Origin of the sequence: Methylocystis sp. Sn-Cys, assembly GCF_016745395.1 — a bacterium.
Lineage (GTDB): Bacteria > Pseudomonadota > Alphaproteobacteria > Rhizobiales > Beijerinckiaceae > Methylocystis > Methylocystis iwaonis.
This window is the reverse complement of the sequence record NZ_JAERVJ010000001.1, coordinates 380,711-397,812: the sequence shown is the minus strand read 5'-3', so window position 1 is coordinate 397,812 and position 17,102 is coordinate 380,711. Positions and strand designations below refer to the sequence as shown.

The 17,102-nt window shown below is 66.3% G+C and carries 19 protein-coding genes; 10 read left to right on the top strand and 9 right to left on the bottom strand.

Annotated features, from left to right (window positions below; genetic code table 11):
• Positions 1–90: 90 nt before the first annotated feature.
• Positions 91–1,386 carry a flavodoxin-dependent (E)-4-hydroxy-3-methylbut-2-enyl-diphosphate synthase gene (gene ispG, locus JJT62_RS01820; RefSeq protein WP_202070973.1) on the top strand — a complete coding sequence of 432 codons (1,296 nt, stop codon included), beginning with the start codon at positions 91–93 and terminating at the stop codon, positions 1,384–1,386.
• Positions 1,387–1,574: 188 nt separating this feature from the next.
• On the opposite strand, the gene JJT62_RS01815 is transcribed toward ispG, so the two are convergent.
• The 3 genes from JJT62_RS01815 to JJT62_RS01805 all read right to left on the bottom strand — a co-directional run bounded on the left by JJT62_RS01815 (position 1,575) and on the right by JJT62_RS01805 (position 3,753).
• The gene (locus JJT62_RS01815; protein ID WP_281929731.1) at positions 1,575–1,973 is read right to left on the bottom strand and encodes a PIN domain-containing protein; all 399 of its coding nucleotides are present in this window, start codon (positions 1,971–1,973) and stop codon (positions 1,575–1,577) included.
• The gene (locus JJT62_RS01810; protein WP_202070971.1) at positions 1,970–2,209 is read right to left on the bottom strand and encodes an antitoxin; all 240 of its coding nucleotides are present in this window, start codon (positions 2,207–2,209) and stop codon (positions 1,970–1,972) included. The genes JJT62_RS01815 and JJT62_RS01810 overlap by 4 nt, the downstream gene beginning before the upstream one ends.
• Before the next feature lie 68 nt (positions 2,210–2,277).
• Positions 2,278–3,753: a M23 family metallopeptidase gene (locus JJT62_RS01805; protein ID WP_246744648.1), complete on the bottom strand. Its 1,476-nt coding sequence runs from the start codon at positions 3,751–3,753 to the stop codon at positions 2,278–2,280.
• A gap of 220 nt (positions 3,754–3,973) precedes the next feature.
• On the opposite strand from JJT62_RS01805, the gene JJT62_RS01800 reads away from it, so the two are divergent.
• Both JJT62_RS01800 and msrA read left to right on the top strand, forming a co-directional pair.
• Positions 3,974–4,279 carry a hypothetical protein gene (locus JJT62_RS01800; RefSeq protein ID WP_370568465.1) on the top strand — a complete coding sequence of 102 codons (306 nt, stop codon included), beginning with the start codon at positions 3,974–3,976 and terminating at the stop codon, positions 4,277–4,279.
• Positions 4,280–4,301: 22 nt separating this feature from the next.
• Positions 4,302–4,946, top strand: a complete 645-nt coding sequence (gene msrA / locus JJT62_RS01795) for a peptide-methionine (S)-S-oxide reductase MsrA (protein ID WP_202070969.1) — start codon at positions 4,302–4,304, stop codon at positions 4,944–4,946.
• A gap of 108 nt (positions 4,947–5,054) precedes the next feature.
• Here the strand turns inward: msrA and mepA are convergent, their stop codons facing one another.
• The gene (gene mepA, locus JJT62_RS01790; RefSeq protein ID WP_202070968.1) at positions 5,055–5,963 is read right to left on the bottom strand and encodes a penicillin-insensitive murein endopeptidase; all 909 of its coding nucleotides are present in this window, start codon (positions 5,961–5,963) and stop codon (positions 5,055–5,057) included.
• Between the two features lie 145 nt (positions 5,964–6,108).
• Between mepA and JJT62_RS01785 the strand changes: the two genes are divergently transcribed.
• The 6 genes from JJT62_RS01785 to JJT62_RS01760 all read left to right on the top strand — a co-directional run bounded on the left by JJT62_RS01785 (position 6,109) and on the right by JJT62_RS01760 (position 12,593).
• Positions 6,109–6,654, top strand: a complete 546-nt coding sequence (locus JJT62_RS01785) for a L,D-transpeptidase (RefSeq protein WP_202070967.1) — start codon at positions 6,109–6,111, stop codon at positions 6,652–6,654.
• Between the two features lie 142 nt (positions 6,655–6,796).
• Positions 6,797–8,287, top strand: coding sequence for an NAD(P)/FAD-dependent oxidoreductase (locus JJT62_RS01780; protein ID WP_202070966.1), 1,491 nt, complete (start codon positions 6,797–6,799; stop codon positions 8,285–8,287).
• 2 nt (positions 8,288–8,289) lie between these two features.
• Complete coding sequence (locus JJT62_RS01775) at positions 8,290–8,739, top strand: GtrA family protein (protein ID WP_202070965.1); 450 nt, start codon at positions 8,290–8,292, stop codon at positions 8,737–8,739.
• 34 nt (positions 8,740–8,773) lie between these two features.
• On the top strand, positions 8,774–10,585 hold the full coding sequence (locus tag JJT62_RS01770) for a hypothetical protein (RefSeq protein WP_202070964.1): 1,812 nt from the start codon (positions 8,774–8,776) through the stop codon (positions 10,583–10,585).
• Between the two features lie 65 nt (positions 10,586–10,650).
• On the top strand, positions 10,651–11,592 hold the full coding sequence (locus JJT62_RS01765; protein WP_202071502.1) for a hypothetical protein: 942 nt from the start codon (positions 10,651–10,653) through the stop codon (positions 11,590–11,592).
• Entirely contained in the window at positions 11,589–12,593 is a 1,005-nt protein-coding gene (locus tag JJT62_RS01760) for a heparan-alpha-glucosaminide N-acetyltransferase (RefSeq protein ID WP_202070963.1), read from the top strand. Before JJT62_RS01765 ends, JJT62_RS01760 begins: the two co-directional genes overlap by 4 nt.
• 341 nt (positions 12,594–12,934) lie before the next feature.
• Here JJT62_RS01760 and trmD read toward each other — a convergent pair whose 3' ends face one another.
• On the bottom strand, positions 12,935–13,618 hold the full coding sequence (gene trmD / locus JJT62_RS01755; RefSeq protein ID WP_202070962.1) for a tRNA (guanosine(37)-N1)-methyltransferase TrmD: 684 nt from the start codon (positions 13,616–13,618) through the stop codon (positions 12,935–12,937).
• Between the two features lie 78 nt (positions 13,619–13,696).
• Between trmD and JJT62_RS01750 the strand changes: the two genes are divergently transcribed.
• A complete protein-coding gene (locus tag JJT62_RS01750) occupies positions 13,697–14,023 on the top strand; it encodes a DUF1905 domain-containing protein (RefSeq protein ID WP_202070961.1) in 327 nt (108 codons plus the stop codon).
• A gap of 1 nt (position 14,024) precedes the next feature.
• Here the strand turns inward: JJT62_RS01750 and rimM are convergent, their stop codons facing one another.
• The 4 genes from rimM to JJT62_RS01730 form a co-directional block, all read right to left on the bottom strand.
• Positions 14,025–14,549 carry a ribosome maturation factor RimM gene (gene rimM / locus JJT62_RS01745; protein WP_202070960.1) on the bottom strand — a complete coding sequence of 175 codons (525 nt, stop codon included), beginning with the start codon at positions 14,547–14,549 and terminating at the stop codon, positions 14,025–14,027.
• Positions 14,550–14,688: 139 nt separating this feature from the next.
• Positions 14,689–15,048 (bottom strand): 30S ribosomal protein S16, encoded by a 360-nt coding sequence (rpsP, locus tag JJT62_RS01740; RefSeq protein ID WP_165049614.1) that lies wholly within the window; start codon positions 15,046–15,048, stop codon positions 14,689–14,691.
• 25 nt (positions 15,049–15,073) lie between these two features.
• Entirely contained in the window at positions 15,074–16,609 is a 1,536-nt protein-coding gene (gene ffh / locus JJT62_RS01735) for a signal recognition particle protein (protein WP_202070959.1), read from the bottom strand.
• Between the two features lie 183 nt (positions 16,610–16,792).
• Positions 16,793–17,035: a hypothetical protein gene (locus JJT62_RS01730; RefSeq protein WP_202070958.1), complete on the bottom strand. Its 243-nt coding sequence runs from the start codon at positions 17,033–17,035 to the stop codon at positions 16,793–16,795.
• Positions 17,036–17,102: the final 67 nt, after the last annotated feature.

Sequence of the window (17,102 nt, the reverse complement as noted above, 5' to 3'; positions counted from 1 at the left end):
ATGAGCGCCGTTCGCCTGCGCTTCACCTTGACCCGCGCCGATTTCCGCGCGACCTAGGGCCAAAGTCCAACGGAGCCCGCGACGAGAGCCATGACCGACGCCGTCGAAACCCGCCTGCCCGACCCCATCGCCGCCGAGCCGGCGACGCGCAAGAACACCTGCGCCGTGCGCATCGGCGAGGGCCCCGGCGCCGTCACGGTGGGCGGCGGCGCGCCCGTTGTCGTGCAATCGATGACCAACACCGACACCGCCGACGTCGATTCGACCGTGACGCAGGTCACGGCCCTCGCCCAGACCGGCTCGGAGCTGGTGCGCATCACGGTCGATCGCGACGAGGCGGCGGCGGCGGTGCCGCATATTCGCGAGAAGCTCGACAAAAAGGGGATCAACGTGCCCCTCGTCGGCGACTTCCATTACATCGGCCACAAGCTCCTCGCCGATCACCCGGCCTGCGCCGAGGCGCTCGCCAAATATCGCATCAACCCCGGCAATGTCGGCTTCAAGGACAAGAAGGACCGGCAGTTCGCCGCGATCGTCGAGCTTGCAGCCAAACACGGCAAAGCCGTGCGCATCGGCGCCAATTGGGGCTCGCTCGACCAGGAGCTGCTCACCCATCTGATGGACATCAACGCGGGTTCCGACCGGCCGATCGACGCCCGCGCCGTGACCCGCGAGGCGCTCGTGCGCTCGGCGCTGGTCTCCGCCGCCCGCGCCGAGGAAATCGGCCTCGCCAAAGACCGCATCGTCATTTCGGCGAAAGTCTCGGCGGTGCAGGATTTGATCGCCGTCTACCGCATGCTGGCGCAGCGCAGCGATTACGCCTTGCATCTCGGCCTCACCGAGGCGGGCATGGGCACCAAGGGCGTCGTCGCTTCGGCCTCGGCGCTCGGCGTGCTGCTGCAGGACGGGATCGGCGACACGATCCGCGTCTCGCTCACCCCAGAGCCCGGCGGCGACCGCTCGCTCGAAGTGCGCGTGGCGCAGGAAATCCTGCAGACCATGGGCTTTCGCACCTTCGTGCCGCTCGTCGCCGCCTGTCCGGGCTGCGGCCGCACGACCTCGACCGTGTTCCAGGAGCTGGCGCGCGATATTCAATCGCACATCCGCGAGCGCATGCAGATTTGGCGGGCGCAATATCCGGGCGTGGAGACGCTCAATGTCGCGGTGATGGGCTGCATCGTGAACGGCCCCGGCGAATCGAAGCACGCCGACATCGGCATTTCGCTCCCCGGCACCGGCGAGACGCCGGCCGCCCCGGTGTTCATCGACGGCAAAAAGGCGATGACGCTGCGCGGCGAGGGCATCGCGGAGGAATTCACGCGCATCGTCGACGATTATGTCGCGCGCCGCTATGGCGGCGAGAAGGAAGGCGCGGCGGCGGAGTAAGCGCCCCCTCCCCGGGCCCGGCGGCTTGTAGCATGGACATGGTCTTCCGCTACGACGAATGCAGCGTACGATCCCGAAAATGCCCCGAGCAAAGACTCCCAGCGCCTCAAGCGAATGACCGCCGACTGGGACGACGAATTTCTCGCAACCCTCGTCGCTGCCTGAAGTCCTTCGCCCGATTCCCCTACCTAAACCGCCCAGCTTTCCAGCGAGAGGTCCGGCAAATCCTCGAAGTCGCGTGGCGCGAGCGTAATGAGGATTCGCCCTTCCGCGATGGCCTGGGCCGCCACCATGCGGTCGAGCATGCGCCGCCGCTTGGGCTCGATTTTGCGCAGCAAGGCGGCATAGGCTTCGGCCGCGGCGCGGTCGAAGGGGAGGATGTCGACGTTTTGCGCGAGCAAAGCCACATTCTCGGCGAGCCTCGGGCTTTTTCCCGCCGTGGCTGCGCCCCCCACGAGCTCGCAATAAACCAGCGCCGGGATCGCCACGTCGGAAATCGACAGCCGCGAGAGCTTGGCGAGCGTCGCCATCTCGCCGCTCGCCGCGGCAAAAACCACAGTCGCATCCAGGAGATAGCGGGGCGTCACTCGGCTTCGCTCCATTCGCGCCTCGGCGGCTTGAACTCCGGCGGCTCCAAGGGCGGCGGCGCGGGGGCGAGGGCAAGACGCGACACGAGCGTCTTCATGTCGAGACGGGCGGGCGACACGACGAGGCTTTCGCCCAGTCGCGTCACGACGACTTCCGATCCTTCTGGAAAAGCGATCTCGCGCGGCAAGCGCACTGCGAGACTATTGCCGGATTTGAAAACCTTCGTCGTCGCCATAGAGCGAACCTTCCAGCCGAGGCCGATTCTGTCAACACCTGTATGAACGTCGATACGTGTCTCTACAGTTATTGCACGATGCCGCCCAGCGCGGAGGCGGCTTTGAGGAAGCGCGACGGATCGACCGCCTCGCCGTCGATGCGCACCTCGTAATGAAGATGCGGGCCGGTGGAGCGCCCCGTGGAGCCGACGCGGCCGACGACGGCGCCGGGCCCGACCTGCTGGCCGGGGAAGACGTTGATCGCCGAGAGATGGCCATAGCGGGTCGACATGCCGCCGCCATGGTCGATCTCGACCAGATTGCCATAGCCGCCCTGCGGCCCGGCGACGCTGACGGTTCCTGCGGCGGTCGCCTTGACAGGCGCGCCATAGTCTTCGCGCAGATCGACGCCGCTATGCAGCGCCGGCCGGCCGAAGAAGGGGTCCGTGCGATAGCCGAAGATCGAGGTGAACTGGAGCTCGCCGGCCAGCGGCTTGCGCAGCGGCGTCGTCGGCAGCGCGCGGCGCAGCCCGTCGAGCGTCGCGACGGCCGTTTGCGCGGCGGCGAGATCGCGTTCGAACAGGCTGTCGCTGGCGCGCGCCGGAGCGCCGACGAAGGGACCGCCGACCGCAAGCGCGGCGTCCTTGCGCGGGCGCTTGATATAGCGATCGACGGAAACGCCCGCGATGTCGAACGCCTGCCGAAGACGGCTCGCGGCCTCGATGGCGGGGCGCACGATGCCGGAAAGACGCCGCGCTTGATCGCGCTCGACGTGATCGAGCAACACCGCGAGGCTTTCGAGGCGTAGCGGCATGGGCGCGCCGGGATCGGCGGCGTGCGCGAGCGCGAGCGACGGCGCACCTGTCCGCGGCGCCATCGAGGTGTCGATCGGGTCGACCTCGCCGCGCTTGGGCGCGGGGCTCGGGGGCGCGAGCGGCAGCGGCTTCGAGTCATCGTCGCCGAGCCGCAGCTCGAGCCCCTCGGGTTCGGGCTTTGCGGCGTAGCCGAGCGGGGCCGCCTCCAGTGCGCCTTTCTGGCCGTTGGCGGCGGCGGGAATGGGCGGCGCCTTTGCGAGCGGCAGGCCCGCCCTCACCGCCTTTACCGCGTTCAGCGCCGAAGGCTCGCGCGCGGCCGGCGTCACCAAGGTAACCCCGGCGTCGGGGGCGACGGTGCGTTCGAGGAGCTGGGCGACGACGGCGGCGCGCGTTTCGAGCTGGGCCTGACGGACAACCAGATTTTGAACCTTCCCCTCGACGCTGTCCTGGTCGATGAACTGCCGGCTCGCGAGCTGGTCGAGGCGCAGCCGCAAAGCGGCGATGCGATCCTCATAGGCATATTGCATCTGGGTCTGGCGATCGATCAGACCGGCGAGCAGCTCGTCGCGGAAGATGAGATAGGCGGCGGCGCCGACGATCGTGGCCACGAGCAGGGCGGCGACGGCGCCGCTAGCCACGAGCGCCGAAACCGGCAGGCGAAACTTGCGGGTGAACTGGCCGCGCGACAGCTCGACGATGTAATCGCCGGACGCATCGACAAAGGGGGAGAACTGGTTACGACTGCGCATTTTGGTTCCGGCGGAGCGGCGGGCGCTCCGTTGAGCTGGCCGGCGAGCGTTTGCTCGAGGGCGTTCTGGCCTCTGCGCCGATCAGAACCCATTAAGGTTAATGCTTCGCCAAAGCGCCTAAAGCCGCGGCGCCTCAAACAGGATCACCCCCGCAAAGCGGGCGGTCGCCGCGTGGACAGAGGCGCGCCATGCACTTATGGTTGGGCATATGCTGCGCCTTGTGACCCGCTTTCTCGGATTGCTGCTGCTCGCGGGAGGGTTCATCGCCCTCATCGTCGACGGCACCCGCTCGATCGCCGGCGGGACGCTTCTCGTCACCTCGCTACGCAGCGGGCTCTCGGATACTTTCCCGGCGCTTTACCGGTCTTTGGAATCGAGCGTCCAGGCGAAATCGGCCTCTCTATGGGATCCCGTGGCGACGACGCTGCTCCTGCTGCCGGTGAGCGTCGCTTTGGGCGGCCTTGGAGCCTTCTTGATTGTCTTCAGCCACAGGCGAGAGGCGTCGAATCGCTATTGGCGCCGCTGATCGGCGCGTTATTCTTCGAAGCATGTCTATCTTCGATGACCTCGCCCGGCGGCTGGGGCCTATCCCGGACCGCGAAACGCCCGTTCCGCATGGCGCGCGCCATTTCGTCACTGGCGCGCCGCTCGATCCGCCTTTCCCGGCGGGGACCGAGCGGGTTCTTTTCGGCATGGGCTGCTTCTGGGGCGCCGAGCGCAAATTCTGGCAGGCGGGCGAGGGCGTTTATGTCACCGCCGTCGGCTATGCGGGCGGGACGACCAAGAACGCCACCTACGACGACGTCTGCACCGGCAGGACCGGCCATGCGGAGGTTGTTCTGGTCGTCTATGACCCCGCCCGGATGTCCTTCGACAGCCTTTTGCGGATTTTCTGGGAGAGCCACAATCCGACCCAAGGCATGCGCCAGGGCAATGACGTCGGAACCCAATATCGCTCGGTCATCTACACGTCGACGCCCGCGCAACTCGCGGCGGCGCAGGCTTCGAAGGCTTTGTATCAACAGGTATTGACGAGGGCGGGCTACGGCCCCATCACCACGGAAATCATGCCCGCGCCGCCCTTCTATTACGCGGAAACATACCACCAGCAATATCTGGCCAAAAACCCGGATGGCTATTGCGGGCTCGGGGGCACGGGCGTCTCCTGCCCTGTCGGAACCGGGGCGGGCTGACCGCCACGCCACCCGCCGTCATTGCGAGCGAAGCGAAGCAATCCAGGGCCGCTATGGCTGCCCTGGATTGCTTCGTCGCTTTGCTCCTCGCAATGACGGGGCTCCGCGTCACTCCGCCCGCAGCACCTGCTGGCAGGCGCCGGGGAGGGCCGCCATGGTCATCGGCGGCCAGGACTTCGTCGATTTCTTGGGGTGCAGCGCCTCATCCGTGAACCACCAGGCCAGCGACTGGTCGCAGCCATCGCCGGCGGGCGTCGGGTCCTGATCCTTGCAGCTCGAGCCGTCGGGGCAGAAGAGCCGCACGTGGAAATGGTAATTGTGCCCCCACATCGGCCGCACCTTGCGCATCCAGGACTCGCCCTCGGCGACGCGGCAGAGGGCGCGCTTGATCGCCGGGTTGACGAAAATACGCTGCACCTTGGGCTCCATCGCGGCGGCGCGGATGAGCGCAATATGCCCCTCGCTCCAGACGTCCTGCTTCACGTCGAGGCGATCCTCGCGCACGACGTCGGTCGCCGACATCTCCTCGCGCTCGGCGCGGGTAAGCTCGCGCCTGGGCATCGGGGTCAGCCATATATCGGCGTCGAGGCCGATCTGGTGTGAGGCGTGGCCGGTCAGCATCGGCCCGCCGCGCGGCTGCGACATGTCGCCGACGAGAAGCCCCGGCCAGCCCGAGGCCTGCGACGCCTTGGCGGAGAAATTCTCGAGGAAACGGACAAGCGCCGGATGGCCCCAGTTGCGGTTGCGCGAGAGGCGCATGACCTGCCAATGCGGGCCGTTGACGGGGAGCTGTTCGCCGCCGGCGAGGCAGCCGCGCGAATAAAAGCCGATCGGGTCCGGCTCGAAGGGCGCGCCCTCCGTCGCGCGGCCGAAGAGCTCCTTCGCCGGCGTTGCGGGGTCGGAAGGGTTGGCGAGCGGCGGCAGGGGCTTCGGATCGAGCGTTCCCTTGTCCTGAGCGCCGGCCGCGCCCGTCAGGGCCAGCGTCAGCAGCGTCGTCACAAGTCTAAATGCGCGCATTTCTTTCACCGTTCTTGTCTTCCAGACGCAGGCTCGCCCTCTTTCAGGTAATCATCCCCTGTCAACCTTACCCTTTCATTTACATTGCTGTTTCGACACTCTTGCGGCACAATCTCGACAATAGTTTTTCTAAAGGGTGAGCGTCATGCGTTTGCGAATCGTCTTGCTGGCTCTGGCGGCCTTTTTCATGTCCTTGGGCCTCGCCCACGCTACCGCGAGCATCCACATCGATTTGTCGACGCAGACCATGCATGTCGACTCGAACGAGGGCAGCTACACCTGGCCTGTCTCGACGGCGCGGGCGGGCTATGCGACGCCGCGCGGCTCCTATGCGCCGACGGGCATGCAGCGCATGCATTATTCCCGCAAATATCACATGTCGCCCATGCCCTATTCGATCTTCTTTCGCGGCGGCTACGCCATCCATGGCACCTACGCCACCGGCGCCCTGGGCCGGCCCGCGTCGCATGGCTGCGTGCGTCTCGCCCCCGGCAACGCCAAGCGTCTCTATGAGATTGTGCAGACGGAAGGCGGCAGCATTTCGATCACGGGCGCCCCGCCGGCGCGCGCCACCCGCTACGCCAGCCTGCGGCGCCATCACGCGCACGCTATGGCCTATGCGCCTGTCCGTCATCATTATTATGGCACGGTTCGAAGCTGGCAGGCCTATCCCTTCGCGCCAATGTGGTGAACGCGCGCGCCCACGCATCATGTTAACGTAACTGCCCATTAACGGCTCTAAACCACAATGCTTGCCGGGCGGCGGGCCGATCCGGGGTCCGCTCAGGCAAGGGCTCCCGCCATGGCGAGGAGCCCGATTTTTCAGGGCTGGCATGGGCGAGATTGTCGAGACGATCATCATCGGGGCCGGCCCCGCCGGTTTGACGGCAGGATATACGCTCGCCAAACACGGGCGCGACGCATTGGTGCTGGAGCAGGACCCGATCTATGTCGGCGGCATTTCGCGCACGGCCAGCTACAAGGGGTTCCTCTTCGACATCGGCGGCCATCGCTTCTTCTCCAAGTCGAAGGAGATCGTCGACCTCTGGAATGAGATCCTGCCCGATGATTTCCTGGAGCGGCCGCGCCTGTCGCGCATCTATTACCGGGGGAAGTTCTACGCCTATCCGTTGAGAGCCTTCGAGGCGCTTAAGAATCTCGGCCTCTTCGAGAGCGCTCTGTGCATGGCCTCCTTCGCCTGGGCCAAGGCATTTCCGGTGAAGGAGCCCAAGACCTTCCATCAGTGGGTGCGCAATCAGTTCGGCGAGCGGCTCTTCGGCATCTTCTTCAAGACCTACACCGAAAAGGTGTGGGGCATGGGCTGCGATGATATTTCCGCCGATTGGGCGGCGCAGCGCATCAAGGGGCTTTCGCTGGGCGCCGCCATCATGGACGGGCTGCGCCGTTCGCTCGGCCTGCGCAAGGCGGAGGCCGGCGCCAAGACGCTGATCGAGAGCTTTCGTTACCCGCGCCGCGGTCCCGGCATGATGTGGGAGGCCTGCGCCCGCAAGATGCAGGAGATGGGCGGACGTCTCCTCATGGGCCGAAGCGTCGACCAAATTCACTACGACGCGGCGTCCCGGCTCTGGACCGTGCGCGCCGCCAGGCAGAATGGCGCCATCGAAACCTTCCACGCGCGCCATGTGATGTCGTCGGCGCCGATGCGCGATCTGATGAACGCCATCGAGCCAAAGCCTTTGAGCCTCTTCAACGCTCGCGATCTCAAATATCGCGACTTTCTGACGGTGGTGCTGATCGGGCGCCCGCAGGAGGAGCTGCCCGACAACTGGGTCTATATCCACGATCCTTCCGTGAAGGTCGGCCGGGTGCAGAACTTCAAGAGCTGGTCGCCCGAGATGATCGCCGATGGCGTCTCGACCTGTCTGGGGCTCGAATATTTCTGCTTCGAGGGTGACGGGCTCTGGGCCGCGCCCGACGAGGAGCTTATCGCACTGGCAAAACGTGAGATCGGCCAGATCGGGTTGATGGACCCTGACGACGTGATGGACGCCTGCGTGGTCCGGCAGGCCAAGGCCTATCCAGTTTACGACGACGCTTACGCCGAGAATGTTGAGACGATCCGCCGCGAGATCGCCGCGCGCTTCCCGACGCTGCATCCAATCGGCCGCAACGGCATGCACAAATATAACAATCAGGACCACGCCATGATGACCGGCATGCTCGCCGCGCTGAACATCATTCGCGGCGAAGAAGTCTTCGACATCTGGCGGGTCAATGAGGACGCCGAATATTCCGAGGCGGGGGTCGCGGGAGCCGAGGAGGCGCTGGCGAGCGAACGGCTCGTGCCGCAAAAGGTGGCGTGACCATGTCGCTTCTCACGGATGCGCATGGCGCGCTGACTGCGCGTCTGGCGCCGGGACGGCTCCTGCGCTTCATTCGCGACATGATCCGCTATGCGGCGGCGAGTGTCTTTGCGCTGGCGCTGGATTACGCGGTTCTGATGTCGCTGACGAAAGGCTTTGGCGTCGGCTATCTGCAGGCCGCCGCCGCCGGCTTCCTTTCTGGTCTCTGCCTGATCTATCTCCTCAGCATCCGCTACGTGTTCGAGGGACGGCGGGCCCGCGCGCCGCGCGTCGAGATCTTGGGCTTCCTGGTGACGGGCGTCATCGGCCTCCTGCTGACCGAAGCCCTCATGCGTCTTTTCGTCGGGGAGTTCGGCTTCGCCCTGTCGATCGCCAAGGCGGCGACGGCGGGCTTCGTCTTCATGTTCAATTTCGTCTCGCGCCGGGGCCTGCTGTTCAAGACCGAACGGTAGCGCTCGACGACGGCCGCTGAGCCAAGGACGGACGATGACGGATTTCGCCACGCCTGATGCGCCGAGCGTCGCGGGCCGCCAGGAGGCGGCGGACTCTCGCCTGCCCGTGGGGCTTGTGCTCGCTCTCGCGCTTCTCTGCGCGGCGGCGCTGTCCTTCTCCCGCGCGGAAGCCGTCTGGCGCACGGGCGCCTTTTTCGACTCCGACGACGCGATGCGGGCCGTCCAGTTGCGCGATTTCCTCGCGGGCCAGCCCTGGTTCGACCTGACCGCCTATCGCCTTGATCCGCCGGGCGGGCTGCCGATGCATTGGTCGCGGATCGTCGACGTTTCGCTGGCGGGGCTCGATCTGCTGTTTTCGCGCTTTCTCGCGCCGGAATATGCGGAGCGGGCGACGCGGCTCGTCTTTCCCTTTCTTTTGCTGGCCGCGCTTTTCGCGGTCGTCGGCTGGCTCGCCGCCATTCTTTCGGGCCCCCGCGCGCGAAGCCTCGCGGTTTGGCTCGCCATGCTGTCAGGGGCGACGTTTCTGCAATTCACGCCCGGACGCATCGACCATCATGCGCCGCAGATCGTCACTTTGGCGGCGTCGCTTTGCTTCTTTCTGCAAGGCCTCGACGCAAACCGGGCGAGCCGCCTCGCCGCCAGCGCGGCGCTCATGGCGCTGTCTTTCGCGATCAGCCTCGAAAACCTGCCCTTCTTCGCTGTGATGATGGCGGCGCTGCCCTTGTTCTTCGTCTTCGAGGGCGCGTCGGCGCGGGGGCGGCTTTTATGGTTTGCCGGCGGCGCGCTCGTCGCCTTTCCCTCCTTCTACGCGGCCACCGTTCCGAGCGCCCGCTATTTCGCTTCCGTGTGCGACGCTTTCTCTTTCGCGCACATCGCAGCGCTTTGCATCGGCGCCTTGTCGCTCGTTGCGCTGGCTTTGGCCGCCCCTTGGCTCCCGACATTCCCCGCCCGCCTCCTCGCAGCCGGCGGGGCCGGGCTCGCAACGCTTTCGAGCGTCCTCCTGCTTGCGCCCCATTGCATCGGCGATCCGCTCGTGGGGCTCGACCCGCTGATACGGGATCTCTGGCTTTCCCATGTGGCAGAAGCGAAGCCGTTGCTCGCGCTCTTTCCTAAAGCGCCCGGCATTGTCGTCGCCACCGCGGCGCCCGTCGCGCTTGGACTTGCGGCGGCAACCGTCTTCGCTTGGCGCGTGCAGGGTCTCGCGCGGCGGCGCTGGCTGCTCACGGCCGCTGTCGTCGCCACCGGCCTTGCGGCGGGTCTCTGGCAGCTACGGGTTTTCTCCTCCGTGACGCCGCTGGCGATGGCGCCGCTCGCCGCCGCCATCGTCGCGCTGGTCGAACGCCCGCGCGTGGGCGTGGCGTTGCGCGCGCCCCTCGCCGGCTTCCTTGCGATCCTCGTTTCGCCGATCGGCCTCGCGCTGGCGCTTCCCTCGGGCGATGACAATGAGGCGGATGGCGAGCGCGCCTGCCTGACGCCGCAGGCGCTGGCGCCGCTCGCCGAGATGGCGCCGACGCGCGTCCTCGGCTCCTTCGATCTCGGCAGCCATATTCTCGCCCATACGCCGCACAGCGTTTTTGCGGCGCCCTACCATCGCGACAATCACGGCAACCTCTTCGCCGCTCGCGCCTTCATGGCCGCGCCCGACGAGGCCGAGGCGATGTTGCGCAAGGCGGGCGTGGGGCTCGTTGTGTGGTGCGCCCGCGCCAAGGCGCTCTCGCCGCTCGTTTCCGCCGCGCCGGACGGGCTCGCCGCCATGCTGGCGCGGGGCGAATCTCCGGCATGGTTGGAGCGCAAGTCGCAGAAAGACGCGCCTCTCCTTGTTTTCGCCTTGAGAGCCGTGAAATAAGCGGCGCAACACTCCTGTACCTTCGAGGAAGCCCCGTGACGTCTTTCGATCGCCGCCGATTTCTCATGGGCGCCGGCGCGCTCGCCGCTACGCCTGCTTTCGCCCAGCCCTCGGCGCAGGAGCAGCTCGACGAGCTGCAAGTGCGCGTCGAGAACAAATCGGTGCAGGAGCTCTGCGCCGAGAAGGACAATATCGAGCTCGACTTCGTCTCGCCGCGCATTCGCGGCCTGCAGATCCAGGCGGTGCATCCGTCCTACATCAACACGATCGTGTCCGACCGCTGGGCGCCGGACTGGTCGAGCTGCGATCTCTCCCACGATCCGAAATTCTTCGCCCAGGCGCGCCGCCGCACCTTCTGGGAGACGCCGGAATTCTGGATGACCGGCTATACCTTCCCCTCCTTCTGGCGGCCCAACGACGTGCCGATCCGCATCGGCGACCAGGTCGAGACGGGCTTCCATCTCATCCAGGTCTGGATGTGGTATCGCGAGCGCGCCGAGGAGATCATGGTCTTCTATCCGCCAGACGGGTATTGGCGCGCCCGGCCGCTGCCCTTCGAGGATATGCGCTGGACCGCCTACGGCTCCTCTTTCCTCGTCGGCCCCGTCGAGACGCAGGAACGCCCGATCGTCGCTTATGAGGAGATCGTCTTCGATCCGAAGACGCGCAGCTTCACGCTGAAGTTCAAGCGCGGCGGCGAGGCGAAGGTTTCTTTGAAGAGCATCGATCAGGAGCGGCTGACGCTCGATGTCTCCTATGATGACGCAATGCCCGGCGGGCGGCCCTTCGCGGCGCTGCGCTCGATGTATGCGATGGAGACGATGAGCGACGCGGCGATCGTCGCCTGGCGTAGCAAGCGCGGCAAGGGTTGGGAGGAAGCCCCCGTCATCGACTTCCCCGGCGCCAGCGCCACGGAGGTCTGGGTTGGCCGGCATCTGCCCTCGCGCCATAATCTCTCGGCGCCCGATATGGTGTTCAGCAAATTCCAGGGCGCTACGGGCAAATGACCGCCGGGCGCTGGGGCGCGCTCGACGTCGCGCGCGGCCTCGCCGTTCTGGCGATGGTCGCCTTTCACCTGACCTGGGATTTGGGCCATTTCGGCTATATCGCCGTGTCTATCCCCTGGTCGGCGCCGGTGAAGGCCTTCGGCCACGCGATCGCCTTCTCTTTTCTCTTCATCGCCGGCGTGTCGCTGGCGCTGGCGCATCGCAATGGCGTGCAGTGGCGGGCCTTCTGGCGGCGCTTTGCGATCGTCGCCGGCGCGGCGGGGCTGGTGAGCGTCGGCACCTATATCGTCTTCCCGAGCGCCTTCGTCTTTTTCGGCATTCTTCACTGCATCGCGGCGGCGAGCCTGCTCGCGATCGGATTTCTCTTCCTGCCCTGGCCGGCGGCGCTGGTTGCAGGCGCTCTATTTTTCGCCGCGCCGCATGTTTTGGCGTCGCCGGTCTTCAATTCGAGCTGGCTGCAATGGCTGGGCCTTTCGACGACCGAGCCTTACACACAGGATTGGCGGCCGTTTTTCCCCTGGGCCGGGGCGATGCTTATCGGCGTCGGGGCGGGACGGGTGATCGTTCGCCGCCTTTATGGCGAGAAGGCGGAGGATCAGAAGCCGGAGCAGACGTCCGCCGAGCCGGGCCAGCCCCCGGCGTGGCTGACTCGGCAGGCTTCTCAGCCGATCCCTTTCCCCGCGCGCGGAGAGAAAGGCTGGCTATCCCTCGCGGGCCGCAACAGCCTGCTCATCTATCTCGTCCATCAGCCTGTGCTCTTTGCGGTTTTCACCGGCCTCGTGATGGTCGCGCCGCCGCCGGAGGCCGCGAGTGATTTCATCGCCGAATGCGTCAGAAGCTGCCGCGCGGAAGGCGCCGAAGAGGGCTTTTGCCATAACGCCTGCGTTTGCACGGCCGAGGAGGCGACGCGCAGCCATGCGCTCGCCGGGGTCACGGATGACGCCGAACGGGGGAAGAGGCTGAGAGAAATCGCCGGAAAGTGCATCGCGTCGCAAAAATAGGGTGCGACGAACGCTCCCCTTCACGGCTGCGGGAGTTCGTCATGGCCGGGCTTGTTGTTCAGTCCGGATAGATGACCGACGGGTGTTCGGGGACATAGCCGACACGTTCGCAATGGCTTGGATTGGCAATTTGGAGCGCCGTCCATGCCGATGGGCGCGGCCTCCCCCGGGGGACGGAATGAAATCCTAGCTTTCCCTTAGGAGATTTTGGCCCGACTGGACCCATCCGCCTCACATGAGCAGTCGTTGCGCTGCGTGGATGGCCGGGACGAGCCCGGCGACGACATGGGAGTGGAGGGACGATGCATCGAGACGGGGAAGGGCTCTGCTAACCGCCCGTCCTACTTGCGGGTGAGAAGGTCCGGCCGTCTCGCCCGAGTGAGCTTCAAAGCCTCTTCATGGCGCCATCTGGCGATCTTCGCATGGTCGCCGGAGAGCAGAATGTCCGGTATCGCGCGCCCCTCGACGTCGCGCGGCCGCGTATATTGCGGATATTCCAGAAGGCCGCCCTCGAAGCTTTCTTCTTCCCCTGAAAGCTCCTCGCCCATCACGCCGGGCAGTAGCCGCACGCAGGCGTCCATGAGCGCCAGCGCAGCGATCTCGCCGCCCGAGAGAATGTAATCCCCGATCGAGATTTCCTCGAGGTTTCGCGCGGAAATGATCCGCTCGTCGACACCCTCGAAGCGGGCGCAGAGGATGATCGCGCCAGGCCCCTCCGCCAGAGCGCGCACCCGCTGCTGTGTAAGCGGGAGGCCGCGCGGGCTCATGAGCAGGCGGGGGCGGGGATCGCCCTCGGGCGCCGCCGCGTCGATCGCCGCCGCGAGAACATCGGCGCGCATCACCATGCCGGGACCGCCGCCGGCCGGAGTGTCGTCCACGGCGCGATGCCGGCCAATGCCGTGCTCGCGGATCTGCTTGGTCTCCAGCTCCCAAACGCCCCGCGCGAGCGCGTCGCCAGCCAGAGACAGCCCGAGCGGGCCGGGGAACATTTCGGGGAAAAGGGTGAGGATCGTCGCGCGCCACATGGGCCGGTTATGGCACGCCTGCGGCTGCGGGAGAAAGGGCGATCGGATATGCTGGTCTCGTAGCGGAGATCTGCTGAAATGAATTTTTTGAGACTCGAGGTCAGAGGCCCGATTTGGAAATATCCAGGCCCCGGCGGCTGGTATTTTCTCTCTCTCGACGGCGAGGAGTCCAAAAGGCTGAAAGGAGAGCGCAGAATCAATCGCACCGGCTTCGGCTATGTGCCGGTCACTGTGACGCTCGGCTCCAGCGTCTGGGAGACGACCTTGTTTCCATCAAAAGAGGGGCCCTATCTGCTCGCGATAAAAGCGAGCGTGCGCGCCAAGGAGCGGCTCGGAGTCGGCGACGAGGTCTCGGCAAAATGCGTCGTCAGGCTCTCCGATCCTCGCCCGGACGCCTTTCCGTAGGTCAGTCGGCCGGGCCTTCGACTTCCGCCGGCGGCTCGACGACGACCCGACCGCCCGCAACGTCGACGATCGGAACCACCGCCTTGGTGAACGGCAGCAGGATCGTCTCGCCCTGTGGCGGTTGGATTTCGAGAATATCCCCCGCGCCGAAATTGCTGAGGCCGACGACGTGACCGATCAATTCGCCGTCACGCGCCTCGGCGCGCAGTCCCACGAGATCGGCGAGGTAGAATTCGTCTTCGTCTTCCGGCGCTGGAAGCTTCTCGCGGGCGATGTAAAGCTCGACGCCCGTCAGCCGCTCGGCGCCCGAGCGGTCGGCGACGCCTTCGACGCGCGCGACGAGCATGTCCTTGCCCTGGGGGCGGACGGATTGAAGCTTGAAGGTCTTGGCGCCACTTTTGTCGGTGAGCGGGCCGTAGGAGCCGATCGCGAGCGGATCAGCCGTGTGGCTCTGCAGGCGAATCTCGCCGCGCACGCCATGCGGCGCGCCGAAACGGCCGAGAAGGACGAGGTTGGGTTTGGTCATGGCGGCTTGGCCCCCTCCCTGGCCCTCCCCCGCAAGCGGGAGAGGGGACGCTCGCGATCAGCATCGTAGATGAAGGCGACGGTCCGCTCCCTCTCCCGCGCAAGCGGGGGAGGGTTGGGGAGGGGGAAAAAGCGATCGATTACGCAGCCGCGTCCGCAGCGGCGGCGGCGGCTTCGGCCGCGGCGGCGGCGCGTTCCTGGGCCTTCTTCTTCGGCTGCGCCTTCTCGGGATTATTGCGGGCCTCGCGCTTCACCACGCCAGCGGCGTCGAGCAGGCGAGCGACGCGGTCGGTCGGCTGCGCGCCCTTGGCGATCCACTCCTTGGCCTTCTCAAGATCGAGAATGACGCGGTCGGCGGCGTCCTTGGCCTTCAGCGGGTCGAAGGTGCCGAGCTTCTCGATATAGCGGCCGTCGCGCGGCGAGCGGGAGTCGGCGACGACGACGCGATAGAAGGGGCGCTTCTTGGCGCCGCCGCGAGCGAGACGAATCTTGAGAGACATGTCAGTTTCCTTGTGAGTCTTGTGATTACTTTTTCTTTCCGAACGGGTTGAGCCCGCTCAGCAGTCCGCCGCCGAGCCCCGGAAGGTTCGGCTTCTGCGCAAGGAGATCGGCCGGGGGAGCGGCCGGAATGCCGGGGGCGCCGGGAGGGGCGCCGCCGAGCTTCTCCTGCAGTTTCTGCAGCTCCTCCTGCGAGGGCATTTGCATGCCGCCGGGGCCGAGCCCCATCATCTGCGCGGCCTTGCCCATGAGCCCGCCGCGCTTGCCGGCGCCGAAGGACTTCATGAGATCCGCCATCTGGCGATGTTGCTTGAGGAGCTTGTTGATATCCTCGACCTTCATGCCGGAGCCGGCCGCGATGCGCTTCTTGCGCGAGGCCTTGAGCAGGTCGGGATTGCGCCGCTCCTGCGGCGTCATGGAGAGGATGATGGCGCGCTGGCGCTTGATGACCTTGTCGTCGAGATTGGCCTTGGCGAGCTGGTCCTTCATTTTGCCGACGCCCGGCAAGAGGTCCATCATGCCGCCGAGGCCGCCGATCTTCTCGACCTGGGCGAGCTGGTCGCAAAGGTCCTGAAGGTCGAACTTGCCCTTGGCCATGCGCGCGGCTGTCTTGCGCGCTTCTTCCGCGTCGATGGCGGCGGCCGCCTTTTCGACGAGGGCGACGATGTCGCCCATGCCGAGAATGCGGTTGGCGATGCGGCTCGGCGAGAATTCGTCGAGCGCGTCCATCTTCTCGCCGGTGCCGATGAGCTTGATCGGCTTGCCGGTGACGTAACGCATGGAGAGCGCCGCGCCGCCGCGGCCGTCGCCGTCCATACGGGTCAGCACGATGCCGGAGAGGCCCACGCGCTCGTCAAAGTTCTTGGCGAGATTGACCGCGTCCTGGCCGGTGAGCGAATCGGCGACGAGCAGGGTCTCGTGCGGATTGGCGTAGGACTTGATGTCCGCCATCTCCTGCATGAGCGGCTCGTCGATATGGGTGCGGCCGGCGGTGTCGAGCATCACCACGTCGTAGCCCTGCAAACGCGCGGCCTCCATGGCGCGGCGCGCAATCTGCAGCGGCGTCTGGTTGGGCTCAATCGGCAGAGTGTCGACCTCGACCTGGCGGCCGAGCACGGCGAGCTGCTCCTGCGCGGCGGGGCGCTTCACGTCGAGCGACGCCATCAGCACGCGCTTGTCGTGGCGCTCCTTCAGCCGCTTGGCGATCTTGGCCGTCGTGGTGGTTTTGCCGGCGCCCTGCAGGCCGACCATCATGATGGCGACGGGCGGGCGGGCGGCGAGGTCGATCGGCTGCGCCGTCTCGCCCAGCGTCTCGATCAGCACGTCATTGACGATCTTGACGACCATCTGGCCGGGGGAGACCGATTTGATGACGCCCGCGCCGACCGCGCGGTCGCGCACCTTATCGGAGAAGGAGCGCACGACATCGAGCGCGACGTCGGCCTCGAGCAGCGCGCGGCGGATTTCGCGTAGCGCCTCGTTGACGTCGGCTTCGTTCAGCGCGCCGCGGCGCGTGAGCTTGTCGAATACGGCGGAGAGCTTGTCGGAAAGGCTCTCGAACATTTTGTCACTCCTGCAGCGCCTGCGTCAGCCGCCGCGCCAAAGCAAAACGCGCCCGGGGGCGCATCGCGCTGCCGGGCGTTGACCTGCCGCCTCATGGGGCGGCTCGGCTGGTCGAACTTTTTTCTCTTTCGAGATCAGCGCGCTTTTTAGGAGCGTCGGGGCGCGTCTGTCAATGGCGGCGGATCAGCGCGTTCCGCCGAGGCGGCGCAGCAGACCCACATTTTCGAAGAACATCTCCCGCGCCGCCGGGCTGATCGCCGCGTGTCCTTCGTCGGCGACGTAGAGAAGCTCCAGCTCCTTGAGCCGCGCAAGTTGCTCTTCGGCGAGACGCGCGGCCTCCTCCATGCCGCCCGAGCCCGCGCCGTCGCGGATATAGCGGGCGAGTTCGATGACATTCTCGGGCGTCGGGTCGCGCGTCTGGCTCATGGCGGCTTTGCTCCTTATTCAAAAGGAGCGTGGGCGCAAAATCCTAAACGGGCCGGTGTGCGGAATA

What these genes read in the sequence shown, in the direction of transcription:
- ispG (WP_202070973.1), top strand. Translation starts at nt 91, where the DNA reads ATGACCGACGCCGTCGAAACCCGCCTGCCCGACCCCATCGCCGCCGAG.
- JJT62_RS01810 (WP_202070971.1), bottom strand. Translation starts at nt 2,209, where the DNA reads ATGGCGACGACGAAGGTTTTCAAATCCGGCAATAGTCTCGCAGTGCGC.
- JJT62_RS01805 (WP_246744648.1), bottom strand. Translation starts at nt 3,753, where the DNA reads ATGCGCAGTCGTAACCAGTTCTCCCCCTTTGTCGATGCGTCCGGCGAT.
- msrA (WP_202070969.1), top strand. Translation starts at nt 4,302, where the DNA reads ATGTCTATCTTCGATGACCTCGCCCGGCGGCTGGGGCCTATCCCGGAC.
- mepA (WP_202070968.1), bottom strand. Translation starts at nt 5,963, where the DNA reads ATGCGCGCATTTAGACTTGTGACGACGCTGCTGACGCTGGCCCTGACG.
- JJT62_RS01785 (WP_202070967.1), top strand. Translation starts at nt 6,109, where the DNA reads ATGCGTTTGCGAATCGTCTTGCTGGCTCTGGCGGCCTTTTTCATGTCC.
- JJT62_RS01780 (WP_202070966.1), top strand. Translation starts at nt 6,797, where the DNA reads ATGGGCGAGATTGTCGAGACGATCATCATCGGGGCCGGCCCCGCCGGT.
- JJT62_RS01775 (WP_202070965.1), top strand. Translation starts at nt 8,290, where the DNA reads ATGTCGCTTCTCACGGATGCGCATGGCGCGCTGACTGCGCGTCTGGCG.
- JJT62_RS01770 (WP_202070964.1), top strand. Translation starts at nt 8,774, where the DNA reads ATGACGGATTTCGCCACGCCTGATGCGCCGAGCGTCGCGGGCCGCCAG.
- JJT62_RS01765 (WP_202071502.1), top strand. Translation starts at nt 10,651, where the DNA reads ATGGGCGCCGGCGCGCTCGCCGCTACGCCTGCTTTCGCCCAGCCCTCG.
- JJT62_RS01760 (WP_202070963.1), top strand. Translation starts at nt 11,589, where the DNA reads ATGACCGCCGGGCGCTGGGGCGCGCTCGACGTCGCGCGCGGCCTCGCC.
- trmD (WP_202070962.1), bottom strand. Translation starts at nt 13,618, where the DNA reads ATGTGGCGCGCGACGATCCTCACCCTTTTCCCCGAAATGTTCCCCGGC.
- JJT62_RS01750 (WP_202070961.1), top strand. Translation starts at nt 13,697, where the DNA reads ATGAATTTTTTGAGACTCGAGGTCAGAGGCCCGATTTGGAAATATCCA.
- rimM (WP_202070960.1), bottom strand. Translation starts at nt 14,549, where the DNA reads ATGACCAAACCCAACCTCGTCCTTCTCGGCCGTTTCGGCGCGCCGCAT.
- rpsP (WP_165049614.1), bottom strand. Translation starts at nt 15,048, where the DNA reads ATGTCTCTCAAGATTCGTCTCGCTCGCGGCGGCGCCAAGAAGCGCCCC.
- ffh (WP_202070959.1), bottom strand. Translation starts at nt 16,609, where the DNA reads ATGTTCGAGAGCCTTTCCGACAAGCTCTCCGCCGTATTCGACAAGCTC.
- JJT62_RS01730 (WP_202070958.1), bottom strand. Translation starts at nt 17,035, where the DNA reads ATGAGCCAGACGCGCGACCCGACGCCCGAGAATGTCATCGAACTCGCC.